This is a genomic window from Paenibacillus anaericanus (assembly GCF_003994475.1).
In the GTDB taxonomy this organism is placed as follows: domain Bacteria; phylum Bacillota; class Bacilli; order Paenibacillales; family Paenibacillaceae; genus Fontibacillus; species Fontibacillus anaericanus.
The window spans coordinates 256,113-268,979 of sequence record NZ_RZNY01000004.1 but is presented as its reverse complement, the minus strand read 5'-3'; the positions used below and the strand labels follow the sequence as shown (position 1 = coordinate 268,979).

At 42.4% G+C, this 12,867-nt stretch carries 17 protein-coding genes; 14 read left to right on the top strand and 3 right to left on the bottom strand.

The window, feature by feature from the left end; genetic code table 11:
- Window positions 1–78: 78 nt before the first annotated feature.
- Both EJP82_RS07560 and hprK read left to right on the top strand, forming a co-directional pair.
- Window positions 79–627, top strand: coding sequence for a pyridoxamine 5'-phosphate oxidase family protein (locus tag EJP82_RS07560; RefSeq protein WP_127191426.1), 549 nt, complete (start codon window positions 79–81; stop codon window positions 625–627).
- A gap of 244 nt (window positions 628–871) precedes the next feature.
- Complete coding sequence (gene hprK, locus EJP82_RS07555) at window positions 872–1,786, top strand: HPr(Ser) kinase/phosphatase (RefSeq protein WP_127191463.1); 915 nt, start codon at window positions 872–874, stop codon at window positions 1,784–1,786.
- Between the two features lie 70 nt (window positions 1,787–1,856).
- On the opposite strand, the gene EJP82_RS07550 is transcribed toward hprK, so the two are convergent.
- Window positions 1,857–2,798 carry a copper amine oxidase N-terminal domain-containing protein gene (locus EJP82_RS07550; protein ID WP_127191425.1) on the bottom strand — a complete coding sequence of 314 codons (942 nt, stop codon included), beginning with the start codon at window positions 2,796–2,798 and terminating at the stop codon, window positions 1,857–1,859.
- Window positions 2,799–3,040: 242 nt separating this feature from the next.
- On the opposite strand from EJP82_RS07550, the gene pnuC reads away from it, so the two are divergent.
- The 7 genes from pnuC to EJP82_RS07515 all read left to right on the top strand — a co-directional run bounded on the left by pnuC (window position 3,041) and on the right by EJP82_RS07515 (window position 8,489).
- On the top strand, window positions 3,041–3,718 hold the full coding sequence (gene pnuC, locus EJP82_RS07545; RefSeq protein WP_127191424.1) for a nicotinamide riboside transporter PnuC: 678 nt from the start codon (window positions 3,041–3,043) through the stop codon (window positions 3,716–3,718).
- Window positions 3,715–4,725: an AAA family ATPase gene (locus EJP82_RS07540; RefSeq protein ID WP_127191423.1), complete on the top strand. Its 1,011-nt coding sequence runs from the start codon at window positions 3,715–3,717 to the stop codon at window positions 4,723–4,725. The genes pnuC and EJP82_RS07540 overlap by 4 nt, the downstream gene beginning before the upstream one ends.
- Window positions 4,726–4,806: 81 nt before the next feature.
- On the top strand, window positions 4,807–5,697 hold the full coding sequence (locus tag EJP82_RS07535; RefSeq protein ID WP_127191422.1) for an NUDIX hydrolase: 891 nt from the start codon (window positions 4,807–4,809) through the stop codon (window positions 5,695–5,697).
- Window positions 5,697–6,248 (top strand): riboflavin biosynthesis intermediates N-glycosidase, encoded by a 552-nt coding sequence (locus tag EJP82_RS07530; protein ID WP_127191421.1) that lies wholly within the window; start codon window positions 5,697–5,699, stop codon window positions 6,246–6,248. The genes EJP82_RS07535 and EJP82_RS07530 overlap by 1 nt, the downstream gene beginning before the upstream one ends.
- Window positions 6,249–6,385: 137 nt before the next feature.
- Complete coding sequence (locus tag EJP82_RS07525) at window positions 6,386–6,961, top strand: LysE family translocator (protein WP_127191420.1); 576 nt, start codon at window positions 6,386–6,388, stop codon at window positions 6,959–6,961.
- A gap of 25 nt (window positions 6,962–6,986) precedes the next feature.
- Window positions 6,987–7,757 (top strand): helix-turn-helix domain-containing protein, encoded by a 771-nt coding sequence (locus tag EJP82_RS07520; protein WP_127191462.1) that lies wholly within the window; start codon window positions 6,987–6,989, stop codon window positions 7,755–7,757.
- Window positions 7,758–7,802: 45 nt separating this feature from the next.
- On the top strand, window positions 7,803–8,489 hold the full coding sequence (locus EJP82_RS07515; protein ID WP_127191419.1) for a cyclase family protein: 687 nt from the start codon (window positions 7,803–7,805) through the stop codon (window positions 8,487–8,489).
- Window positions 8,490–8,746: 257 nt separating this feature from the next.
- Here the strand turns inward: EJP82_RS07515 and EJP82_RS07510 are convergent, their stop codons facing one another.
- Window positions 8,747–8,965: a helix-turn-helix domain-containing protein gene (locus EJP82_RS07510; protein ID WP_211350058.1), complete on the bottom strand. Its 219-nt coding sequence runs from the start codon at window positions 8,963–8,965 to the stop codon at window positions 8,747–8,749.
- A 182-nt stretch (window positions 8,966–9,147) separates the two neighbouring features.
- Here EJP82_RS07510 and EJP82_RS07505 point away from each other — a divergent pair, with 182 nt between their 5' ends.
- Window positions 9,148–9,561, top strand: coding sequence for a hypothetical protein (locus EJP82_RS07505; protein ID WP_148125748.1), 414 nt, complete (start codon window positions 9,148–9,150; stop codon window positions 9,559–9,561).
- Window positions 9,562–9,657: 96 nt separating this feature from the next.
- Here EJP82_RS07505 and EJP82_RS07500 read toward each other — a convergent pair whose 3' ends face one another.
- A complete protein-coding gene (locus EJP82_RS07500) occupies window positions 9,658–10,227 on the bottom strand; it encodes a hypothetical protein (RefSeq protein ID WP_127191417.1) in 570 nt (189 codons plus the stop codon).
- A 118-nt stretch (window positions 10,228–10,345) separates the two neighbouring features.
- On the opposite strand from EJP82_RS07500, the gene EJP82_RS07495 reads away from it, so the two are divergent.
- The 4 genes from EJP82_RS07495 (at window position 10,346) to EJP82_RS07480 (ending at window position 12,721) form a co-directional block, all read left to right on the top strand.
- On the top strand, window positions 10,346–10,852 hold the full coding sequence (locus EJP82_RS07495) for a metal-dependent hydrolase (RefSeq protein ID WP_127191416.1): 507 nt from the start codon (window positions 10,346–10,348) through the stop codon (window positions 10,850–10,852).
- Between the two features lie 32 nt (window positions 10,853–10,884).
- Window positions 10,885–11,370 (top strand): translation initiation factor IF-3, encoded by a 486-nt coding sequence (gene infC / locus EJP82_RS07490; protein WP_127191415.1) that lies wholly within the window; start codon window positions 10,885–10,887, stop codon window positions 11,368–11,370.
- A gap of 54 nt (window positions 11,371–11,424) precedes the next feature.
- Window positions 11,425–11,898 (top strand): hypothetical protein, encoded by a 474-nt coding sequence (locus EJP82_RS07485; protein WP_127191414.1) that lies wholly within the window; start codon window positions 11,425–11,427, stop codon window positions 11,896–11,898.
- Window positions 11,899–12,007: 109 nt separating this feature from the next.
- A complete protein-coding gene (locus tag EJP82_RS07480; protein ID WP_127191413.1) occupies window positions 12,008–12,721 on the top strand; it encodes an MgtC/SapB family protein in 714 nt (237 codons plus the stop codon).
- The last annotated feature ends 146 nt before the right edge of the window (window positions 12,722–12,867 follow it).

Genomic DNA, 12,867 nt, shown 5'->3' with positions numbered 1-12,867 from the left:
GCTGCATTCTAGAAGACTATCGGATTTAAGTCAATTGGAGTGGGATGAATATTTTATGAATGAAGGAGAGATTTCGAAATGGATAGAGTTCGTTACAAGATCAGGGAGTGCCAGGATCAAGTGAAGATTGAAAGTTTCCTTCACCGATCGAGAATTGGGTATCTTGGGTTGGTTGATGGAAACCGCCCCTATGTTGTACCGCTTAATTATGTATGGACTGATGGGAAGCTCTATTTTCACGGGGCTGGAGATGGAAGACGTAATCAGGTAATGAGTGAAAATCCAGAGGTATGTTTTACGGTATGTGAGGAATACGGAACCATCACGGATCCGGTACCTGCCAAAACGGATACGGCTTATATGAGCGTAATGATATTTGGAAAAGCAGAGCCAATCACAGATTTGGACGAAGCCACTCATGTACTTCAGGAAATGATGAATAAATATGTACCCGGCTATCATAACCGCCCCTTGTCGAAGCAGCATGTGGACAAGTATAGGTCGGCTGTATTCGGTGGACCGGTTCAAGTTTGCCGAGTAATTCCGCACCAGGTGACAGCAAAAGAAAGCCCTATTGAAGCGGAGAAAATGTATAAAACGAACTCGAATGTCGAACGAGGAATTTAAATAAAAGTTAACGTTACAAGCGAATGCCCTATGACTATGTAATATAGTATTGGGCATTTTTTCGTTATTAATTATAATTATTTTGCCTGAGTTACTTAGTGGAGATATAATACTAAAGCTAACTGACCCTGCTGAAGACCTCTCAATTGCAGGAATAGATCTATCTGTCGTGGAATATATCAGTAACCGCAGTATTGAATATCAGGCGTATTCCGGGTACGCCTTAGTGCAGGAGGAGAACTACATGAAGGTGATTACCGTTCAAAGTCTTGTGGAGACGTTCAAATTAGAAGTGCTTGCGGGAGCCAGCCACATGGATCATGTGATTACCCGTCCACGGACGCACAGACCGGGGCTGGAGTTCGTAGGGTATTTTGATTTTTTTCCTATGGAGCGGGTGCAAGTGCTCGGCCGCAAGGAAATTAACTATTTATTGACGCTAAGCGTAGAAGAACGCAAGCTGCATATCGGAAACATTGTCAAATATCATCCGCCGTGCTTTATTGTGACGTCGGGGCAGCAAGAGATTCCCTATCTGATCCTGTTCTGCAATCAAGAGGGCATTCCGCTATTGCGGACGGAAGAGACGACCACGGAGTTTATCGCCAAGCTGGATAGATATCTAGTAAAGAGTCTGGCTCCAGAACTGTCAATCCATGGGGTATGCGTGAATGTATCGGGCATTGGGGTTCTGCTTAGAGGAAAATCTGGGATTGGAAAAAGCGAGACGGCCCATACGCTCATTCGAAGAGGTCACCGGTTCGTAGCGGATGATATAGTGGTGCTCAAGAAGCTTGGTCCGACGACACTTCTCGGCACGCATAATGAGACAACACGCGAGTTCCTCGCACTGCGTAGTATTGGTCTGATCAATGTTGTACGCCAATATGGACGCAAGGCATTTCAGGACGAGACAAGAATTGTGCTCGATATTGAACTGGCCCCGTGGCAGGATAACTCTCTGAACAACGAGTTGGAGGTTGTTCCTCAATTCACAGAATATCTCGGCGTCCAAATTCCACATATCGAAGTCCAGCTTCAGCCTGGACGCGACGTAGCCGGTTTAATCGAGGCAGCGGCCAACAATTGGTATCTCAAGCAGCTCGGCTACAGCGCAGCCGAAGAGTTCATGCAGCGGATCGAAAATGAGATGCAGTAGGGAGCGACTTAAACAAGTATTTAACTATAAAGAAGGAGCCGGTATCATCGCCGGCTCCTTCTTTATTTGATTATTTAATAGCATCCAAGGCAGCATTGAGTTGTGTTTCTACGGAAGTATTTACATATTGCATGCTTATGGTGTAACTGCTATCCGTTTCTTTTATTAAAGTCTTGATTTTGGTGTCTCCAACCTTCCACTCACTCGAAATGTAGCCTTCGTTGGAAAGGAGCGTAAGATATTGATCAAGTGTCTCCTTATTAATATCAACGGAACCTTTGGTTGGTTCCCCGTAAGCTTTAACTACAGTATTGAACATGCCGGAGTAAACACCGAGTAAGAAGGTTTCGTTATCTTCATTGCCTGTAATAATCGGAGTAAATACCAATTTGGCAAGTTTGTTTTTGTGAAATATATATAATTCTTCAGCACCTTTAGTAGAATCTTGGTACATTAGGAGATAAATATCGCCTTGTCCTCCCTCATCGATAGGCAGATTCTGACCAGCAGCGGCTTTAACTTCGTCAGGGGTTACTCCCCAAATCTGAATAGGGTCAGCTACTGTCGGCTTTTCCCCAATCCAGGCCATACCCTGAGAGGCATCTACGCCGATAGATTTTCCAGTTAATTGTTTGATTGCCGATAAAGGTATGTACGTGGTTCCGTTCATCGTCTTGACCGATGCGGGGAGGAGCATATCAGACCCGTTGATTTTGGCTTTTTTGCTTCCAACCTTCACGATTATAATGGAGCCAGCTGAATTTTTAGCTGTAATCGCCTTCGTCTGGTTATTGACGGTGGTAGTGTAGTTTAGTTCGGTTAGAACCGATTTCATTGGAACTAGAGTGCTGTTATTCTCCATTACGATTGGGAATTTTGCCGGCGAAACCTTGCCGTCAATATAGAGTGTGTAAGAAACGGAAGCAGCGGCGGATGTTGAGGAAGCGAAAGAAAAAAGGCCAGTGAAGATAACAAGACACCCTATAAGCATTAAATAAACTATTTTTTTCATAATATCTCCTTTGATTTGATTTCAAAATAATAGAATTATTTTCTTCAATATAACATAGTTGGTCCTATTGATTAATCCAAAATTTAACAAATGTCGACATTTTTTTATTCCAAAAATTCACTTTACATCTGTCGGTAACTCTGTTATTTTTGATAGTAACAAAATGTTATTATCACAAAGCTACTAAGTGGCATTTGAGGTTGCACTCTGAAAATGAGTGGAGAAAGCTGAGGGGATACAAGGTGAAGAAGTATGCGAATGATTGGAACTTGTTCGAGATAGTCTGGTTAGTTTTGTTTACCTCGATTGCTATCGGTTTTACGGTGATTTCTAAGGATTCTTTATTCGGTTTTACGGTCTTTATCACCGGGGTGCTATGTGTGGTGCTCGCGGCGAAAGGAAACCTGATGAGCTATGTTTTCGGTATGTACAATACTGTAGGCTACGCATATTTGGCTTATGTCAACGGTTTGTTTGGAGAGGTGATGCTAAATCTACTTTTCTTTGTACCTATGAATGTCATCGGCTTCTACATGTGGAAAAATAACCTTCAGGGTGGCAAACTGTCCATGCGCCAAATGCAGGTTAAGAGTCTGGTCCTCGTGGGGGTAATATGTGTATTGGGCTGCCTGCTGCTGGGGCTGGGACTTTCGTTCATTCCGGGGCAGAACTCGCCTTACATCGATGCTATTACAACGGTGTTATCCATCGTGGCTACTCTTTTAATGGTCAGAAGGTTCAAGGAACAATGGTTGGTCTATATCGTGCTGAATATGTTCACGGTGCTGCTGTGGGCGATTCGGATGTTCGAAGGTAGCGGCGAAGGTTTGCTGATGATCGTCATGTGGAGCGCGTATTTGGTTAATGCGGTATACGGCTATTACAACTGGAACAAAGGGGCCAAGGAGGTGTCCGCATGAAGACGCTTGGATTAACACTGGGGAAGTTCGCCCCGCTGCATAAAGGGCATCAGTTCATGTTCGAGACAGCACTGCAAGAGGTTGACGAATTGATTGTGGTGATCTACGAGACGACGGTCACCCCAATTCCGCTTCATATTCGGGCGAACTGGATTCGCAAGCTCTATCCGATGATACGGGTGATCGAAGCCTGGGACGGTCCGGACGGGTATTCGAACGACCGAGAACATGAGATCCGGGAAGAGCAGTATATTCTGGGGTTGCTAGAGGGAGAGCAAGTGACCCATTTCTACTCCAGCGAGTTTTACGGGGAGCATATGAGCATCGCTTTGGGTGCTATGGACCGTCGAGTAGATGAAGCTCGCGAGCGGGTTCCGATCTCGGCGACGATGGTCCGTTCCGATCCTTATAAGTACCGGGAGTTTGTAAGTGATATCGTGTACCCGGATTTGATCACGAAAGTGGTTTTTGTGGGAGCGATGTCGACCGGCAAATCCACGATCGCCAAAGCGTTGGCGGATCGTTATCGTACGACCTTTGCGAGTGAATACGGACGGGATTATTGGACCGAGCATCAGGTGGACCGCAGAATCGGCCTGGAAGCGTTCGACGAAATCGCGGTGGGGCATATTGAGCGGGAGGAGCAGGTTGTTCTGGAAGCGAACCGTTATCTTTTTGTGGATACCAATGCGATTACAACTTATATGTTCGCATTGGATTACCACGGCCGAGCCCCCGAGCTCTTAACCCGGATTGCCTTGGAAAACGCGCAGCGATACGATCTATTTTTTCTGTGCGACGACGATATTCCTTACGATGATACGTGGGACCGCAGCGGGGATCAGAAACGACAAGTTTTTCATAAGCAGATCATCGCGGACTTGCATGAGCGACGGATTCCCTTTATCACGCTGCGGGGCAACTTGGAGGAACGAATGCGCAAGGTAGAAGAGGTATTGGCGAAGTTCGAGCCCTACCGGAACTATTTCGGGGAATTGAACGGCTAGAATGAGATGCAATAGTGGGAACATTTTACGTACAGGCAGCGACATTTGTGCTTAGAATAAAGAATCAAGGAGGCGAAACTGATGGACTTGTTGGATCGTGATGGACTTACAGAAAGCGAATTTTTGGATCAGTACCGGGTTGGGGATTTCGAGCGGCCTTCGGTTGCGACGGACATGATCATTTTCACCGTGACGGACGCGGAGGCGGATAGCTACCGCAAGTTACCGGAAAAAGAGCTGCGGATGCTGCTCATTCGCCGGGGAGGACACCCTTTCCTGGGCAAATGGGCACTGCCGGGCGGATTTGCCCGCCCAGACGAGACAACGGAGCAGGCCGCGGCTCGGGAGTTATGTGAAGAGACCGGCGTGGAAGATGTTTATTTGGAGCAATTGTACACCTTCAGCGATGTTGGACGGGATCCCCGTACCTGGGTCATAAGCTGCAGCTATATGGCTTTGATCAATAGCGATCAGGTACAGTTGCAGGCCGGAGACGACGCTGCCGACGCCGCCTGGTTCAAGGTTTCCTATCGACTTCTACGGGAACGGAAAGAACTGATCGAAAATGGATACATCAAGACATTGGAATATGAGCTTAAGCTCAGTTGCGAAGAGGAAGAACTTACGGCGATTGTAGATCGGACGGTGACAGCAAAGGCGACTTCGACATCAACCGCCTACTCGATCGTATCGAATGACGGATTGGCATTTGATCATGCGAAGATAATAGCCTGCGCTATCGAGCGGCTACGGGGAAAAGTGAATTATACCGATATTGCGTTGCACTTGATGCCACAGCTGTTTACATTGACAGAGCTGCAGCAGGTTTACGAGGTGATCCTGGACAAAGAGCTGTTGAAGGCTGCTTTCCGGCGTAAAGTGGCTGATCTCGTAACGGAAACCGATCATTACACCGAAAATGCGGGGCACCGTCCTTCTCGCTTGTATCGGAGAAATTTGGAGGAATACTGATGATATATAATATTGAGGAGCTAAGAAAAGCATATAACGCGGGAAAAACATTTAAGTATATGTTCTTTTGGGGCCATACGCCACCAAAGGACGGCGGAGTCGACAAAAGCTGCTTCAGCCAATGGTGGATGAGCCCATTCGAGGTAGAGGGGACGGAATACTCATGTGCCGAGCAGTTTATAATGGCGGAAAAGGCAAGGCTGTTCGGAGATTACGAAATGCTGGATGCAATCCTTAAGGCCAAACACCCTAAGGAGATGAAAGCCTATGGACGCGCGGTTCGAAACTTCAACAATGACATTTGGGATAAGGAATGCTACGACATCGTCAAAAGAGGCAGCATGGCCAAATTTTCACAAGACTCGAAGCTTGGCGACTATCTCAAGTCGACGAAAAACCGTATTCTCGTCGAAGCCAGCCCACAGGATCGCATATGGGGGATTGGTATGGTCCAGTCCAATCCGGATGCCGAGAATCCTGTGAAATGGCGGGGCAGGAACTTGCTGGGATTCGCGCTGACCGAAGTCAGGGAAGAGTTGCTGCGGGATTAGCTTTTGCAAGCCGTGAACTATGGGTAAGTTCTGCTCAACTAATAAATAGTGACCTAAGCAAAGCGCAATAATATACTATATACCCTTAAATTTAAGATGTATATTTCTATGAGATTACCTTGAAAGGGAGTTTCCTCATGAATATTACATCTTTTTTATTGTACTGTTTTATTGTAACTTTCACTCCAGGACCTACTAATATCGTTATATTATCTACAGTACAAAAATTTGGGACAAAAAAGGCAATGGAATATACGTATGGTGCAACCATAGCTTTTGCTTTATTACTTGCTATTTCTGCTATGTTAAATACTATGCTAATAACGATAATGCCAAAAATATTATTTGCAATGCAGATCATCGGAAGTTTTTATATGTTCTATCTTGCTTATCAAATCTACAAAATGGATAGTTCAAAACCAACTGTATACCAAACTGCTAGCTTTATGTCAGGCTTCATTATGCAGTTTATAAATCCAAAGGTGTTAGTATTTACGATGACTGTAATTCCTAGTTTTATTATGCCTCACTATTTCACAAAGTCTGCAGTAACAGTTAGTGTTATAGTTATTACGCTTGTTGGTTTTTTAGCATTTGCTACATGGGTTCTTTTCGGTACAGTATTCAAGGAGTTTTTACTAAAGCATAAAAAGACTGTTAATGTCATGATGGCATTATTTTTAGCTTATGCAGCAGTAATGATATGGATATAGTTAAGCTAATTAAGAGGTGAGTAACATAGAAAAATTTATATATAAAAAATTGGCAGGTATTACTGCCTTGTCAGCAAGTATTACTGACTTTACTTATAAAAAGCACTCCCACCAGGAGTATGCTATGGGTGTAACATTGCGTGGTATTCAAGAGTATAACTTGGATGGCAGTTCACAATTATCCTATCAAAATGGTGTTATGCTTTTTAATCCAGAACAGGCACATGACGGAAGGGCACATGATGAGGCAGGACTTGACTATATTATGCTATATATTGAGCCACAATTGTTTTTAGAGGTTATTGAGAAAAAGGAGATAGTTCGTTTTTCAACCCCGATAGTGTATGACAATAAACTTAAACAAAGAATATTAAGTCTGTCTAATGCAATATTGAGCGAACAAGATGAGGCTTTGTGTAGTGAATTACTCTTATCACTCACAGAGATCCTTATTCAAACTAATCTCTCAACAGACTATAAGAAAGATAACACTATAATTAAAAAAGCAAAGGATATGCTTCACAGCAACTTAGGAAATGTACTTAAACTTGACGATATAAGTAAGGAGCTTAATTTATCGAAATTTCAGTTTATCAGATTATTCAAGGCACATACTGGAATTTCACCTTACCAATACTTTCTTAACTGCAAGATAGAACGCGCAAAGCAGTTAATAGACAAAAATGGAGATATCTATTCAGCTGTAGTTGAATGTGGTTTTGTTGATTTGACTCATTTAAATAAACACTTTAAAAGCGTATATGGAACAACAGCATTTGGATATAGTCACATTTAATATATTACTGAGCTTGTAGTTATACTCAGGGAGGAGCGTCTTAGTATGCCAAAATACGTAGAAATCGGTTACCCAATTTATGAAGGAATGCCTGTTTATCCAGGATTGCCAGAAGTGAAAATAGAGCCTAGAGAGCGTTTGGACAAAGGGGATGACTGGAACGGAAGTGTGTTAAGCATGTATCTTCATGCTGGTACCCATGTCGATGCCCCATGGCATCATATGAATAACGGTAAGGGAATAGATGCAGTTCCAATTGAAGACTTCATCTATCGAAAGCCGCTATTAATCAACTGCCCGGTTGGCCCGAACGGCTTTATCACCATCGAAACGCTCGAGGAATATGAAGACCTGTATGAAGCGGATATTCTGATCTTTAATACGGGCCATTGGAAACACCGGGAAACGAATTTCGAGAAATACGCTAATAATTTCCCAGCTGTCTCTCCAGAAGCTGCAGTATACATCCGTACGAAGTTGCCAAACTGCAAAGCAGTGGCCATTGATACCTTGAGCATTGAGAATTTGACAGAAGCAAAAGGAAACGGATATTTTGTCCACCATGCCTTCTTAGACCACGAAAAGTATGAAGAGCCGACAATGCTCGTTTATGAAGACATTAATCCAGCACCATTGGTTGGAAAAAAGCTCATTTCTGCTTTCACAGCACCACTCCGCATTAAAAACCACGATGCATCTGTCGTTAATGTCATCGTTGAAATTGAAGAATAAAAGGTTGTTCTTGACATGTTTAGTAAACGAACTAAGGAGAACCTGTTGTAATATCATCTGGAAAAGGGGATTTGAGGACAGGACAAGAAGTACAGTCTGTCCTTTTACTTTTTGAAAAGGAAACTTTTGATATCAGACGATGAGGATAGTAAGAGTTTAAAGTTAGAAACTCTGTTGAATCAATACGTTAACGGGCAGGACTTAGGTTTTGTTATCCTTGATTGTTGGTTATTTGCCAAAAGAAAAACCGCCAATAATTAAACATCGGAAGGAGTTAATTCGTACAGGCTGCGCACCTCGCACTGAAGCGTATCGGCGATCGAAATCGCGAGCTTAAGAGACATCACTCTTTTATTGTCGATAAAGTCATCCAGCCGCTCCCGTCTCACACGCAGTTCCAGCGCCAGCCGTTCCAGCGGCATGCCTGCTTCCTGAAGTCTTTCCTCTAGCAGGCAACGGCCAAGTTCGTACTTCAATATGCATATGCCCCTCTCAGAAAAAATCGTCCAACGAATCTTATGATTTCCTTTCCGCTTTAGCTTTATCCTCGGGTTGGATCTCGTGAATCGTGAGCGTAAACAGCGTGCTCGCCCAGGCACTCTTGATGGATACCTCTTCGTCCAGCGCCCGGGTATTACTAAACATTTGGTGTTACGATTTGAAGGATATTTCATGGTACGTTCAAGAGATTCACAAAATCAGACAACTAAATTGGCTGGATTTTGATGAAAACGAACAGAAATCATTAAATCGAAACTTTGACAGTCTAAAACGGCAACTGGAGAGTTGTTTAAGTACAGTAATGAAAAGAGAACCATTAGATAGGATAATTCGTCTAGAAATAGAACAGTTTTTTATGCCTATAGATACAATGTTTAAAATATATCAAAGGTTATTAAAGATTGAGCCGAAAGATTTTAGTGTCTTCGTAGATTTCGCAGACTATTTACTGTTATATGGTCCCGATTGGGAAGAAGAAGCTAACGACACTTTAATGTATGTTACATCAAATGACCTGCAAGGAATGTATCGTGTAGCTTTAAGCGTCAATTATGATAAGTATAATGAATAAACTCTGGTTACACGCTAGTTTAATCATTAAAGCGGCAGTCAAGGACTTTGTTAACGTCTCTTGATCTGCCGCTTTGACTTAGCATTTATATACTTTTTAGTTCAACACATAGTCTCCGGATCCCTTATATTTATTAGTTTTTGGATTCCACGTCATGATGCCTTCAGCAAGATCCCATCCACCTTCGAGCTTATAGTTTTTCCAGAGCTGATGAACTCTACCTTTTTTGTCAATTTGAACATCTACATCACCCATTAGTTCTAGAACCTGCTTCAAAGTTCCATCTTTAAGTCGATAAACGTACAGTTGAGTATTTGATGGTAGATAGTAACCTTTAACAGCGATATGTTTTTCTTTACTATTTACAGCGTAAATTTGAATGTCTACTTCATCAAAACCTCCGTCGGCTGAAAAACCGGTATTAATTAAAACAACCGTTCTCTTAGCATTAATCAAATAAAAATTTCCTGATTCTGTGATAATAAAAGATTCCATTTTCTTATCTGAATTAACATCCGCGGTTTTGATAATTTTAATAATTTCATTAGGATATTTCTTGTTTAAGATATCTTGTGGCTTTAAAGATTGGGCATTTGAAATTGAAAAATTTGACCAAGATACAAAACATATGAAGATAAGGGTCGATACTAGTACTTTTACTTTCATGTGAGCCTCCGTCTATCTGTTTATAGTTGCTGTAATTAATTTCGAGATAAAACAAAGTAATCCTTCTTATCTTTGCTATAATAGCATGGACAACTTAGAGAAATTCGGAGGATTTATTATGCTTCAAAAGACTCATAGCATCGCTGGTATTGTGGCTGTGGAAACTGTTATTATGCATTATCATCAACCGCTGCTATCATGGGAATCAGGTGCAGCGCTGCTTATTGGGTGTCTGGCAGGGCCACTCGCCGACGTTGATAAGAAGGGATCGACCATGGCGAAGATCTTTTTGCCTATTTCTTTTATCCTTCAATTACTTAGAGTGAAGCATCGGACATTTACGCACTCCTTGTTTTTCCTTGCGGGATTGGCTGCATTACTAACTCCGTTACCTTTATTTTTCTTCTGGAGCTTTTTACTAGCTTATGCGTCGCATCCGTTAATCGATATGTTTAATGAGCAGGGGATTGCATTATTTTGGCCATGGAAAAAGAAGTTTCGGTTGTTACCCAGCATATTTTCGATTAAAACGGGTTCCAATGCGGAAGATTCATTCCGACTCGTTTTATTGGTTGTAATGGTCATGCTTCCGATCTTTTATATGCTGCCTGAAGGTATTTTATAGTAAGTAAAATTAATCTGGGGTGAATAAATCGAATGATTACGAATGAACAAATAAGAGCGACAGAGGTGCTTTTGACGGGTGTAAATGGAGAGAACTTGGGAGTGGTGCCCACCAAAGAAGCGCTGCAAATGGCGAAGTCGCTCAAAGTAGATTTGGTATGTACATCGCTTATGTCCAGTCCCCCTCCATGTAAACTGGCGGGTAAAGGTGCATCCAAAATGGAAAAGAATAAGGCTCAACAACAAGAACGCAAGGCATCAACCGGAACGAAGTTAAAGGAAATCAGACTTACTTCGCTGATCGAAGAGCATGATTATGATACAAAGAAACGGCAAGCCGAACGAATTCTAACTGCGGGAAATGATGTGCAATTAACGGTACTTGTTGATAAGAAGAAAACCGATCCGGCCAAACAGTTGGTGGAACGCCTCATTCGCGATCTAGAGCATTGCGGTAAGCAGGATAAAGGAATTCAGGTTAGTGGGAAGCAAGTGATTGCGATTCTGCGTGCCAAATAACTTTCGCAACTTCCTATCTATTATCGCCGTCTAGGATGTAGAGGGGGAGTTGGGGTGAGAAAGAAATCATGGATATCCTTGCTAATGTTAGTTTTGCTTGCGATAACGTTCTATATAGGATATACAGTGGGTATTAAGCACAACTCAGACAATACTATTCAATCAAAATGGATAAAGGATGGGAAACCACCTCTACCAGAGATAGATATTGATGGTGTGGCAATTAAAGTCGTTCAAGGTAGTTACACTTGGTGTTCCTCATCATTGGGTAACGAATCTAGTTGTGAAAGTGTGGATATGTCTTTGTCCGAGATACCTTCGACCCTTGTCCCTGCGGGTGCACAGATAAACATTAAAGCGCCTAAAAGAATCAAAGAATTTTCATTAATAAACACAAATCAAGATTTAGATAACGAAGATCCTTATTTCGTGCCCATGGATAAAGGAGTATATTTGTACAAAATTGAATGTGATTGGTTCTTGGATCAAGGGCATTCCGATTATTTGTTCTCCGTCGAAGTTAAATAAATACGAAACAGATGGAATGGTGGCCAATGAGGTCGCCATTTTTCTATTTGCACAAAATCAGTGGTTAAAATATACTCACTCTATATGCAATAAGGAGAGAGAGACTACTATGGAAATTGATTTGATTATGGTATTCAAATTAAGTGCGGCTTTATTATTTGGATTGTTTATTGGTATTGACCGTCAATTGAAACAGAAGCCTCTTGGCATCAAGACAAGTATGGTTATCTGTATTGCGAGCTGCCTAGTGACGATTGTATCGATTGAAGCGTTCGAGAAATTTTCTGGACCTGACCATCCTAATATGGACCCCATGCGTCTTGCGGCACAGGTCGTTAGTGGGATTGGTTTTCTAGGTGCGGGTGCCATTCTACGTAGAAATAATGAAGGAATATCCGGATTGACCTCTGCTGCGATGATTTGGGCGGCATCAGGGATTGGGATCGCAATCGGAGCGGGATTCTTTGTTGAGGCGTCACTTACTGTTATTTTGCTAATTATTGCAGTGAACTTTGTTCCCTACATTATTAAATGGATTGGACCGTATAAGCTTAACCAACGCGATGTTTCTATTAAGATTGTGATGGCTGACCACGGCAATGTAACGGAACTGATACGCGTTATTGAGCGTAAGGAGGCGATGGGACCGGGGGCTAAGCAGCAACGACATCACATCCGTCGATTGAAAATAAAGGACTTGGACGAAGGCCGTCAACGGGTGGATATGGTCATAGCTGCATCTGAGAAGGAATATACGACGGAAATTTATCATTTTCTCCGTGATATTGACCATGTCATCAGTGTAGAAGTTGAAAATCTATAATTCTGGTGTCTGTTTAACTTCAGTTTAAAATCTTGGTTTATTCTTTACTTAGCAAAGGAAGTCGAAGCTTTCTAAGTAGAAAAGGGGAAGAGGAACCATGAATTTAAATAACTCTAATAAACCAACCGGAGCAAAGACGAGTACCG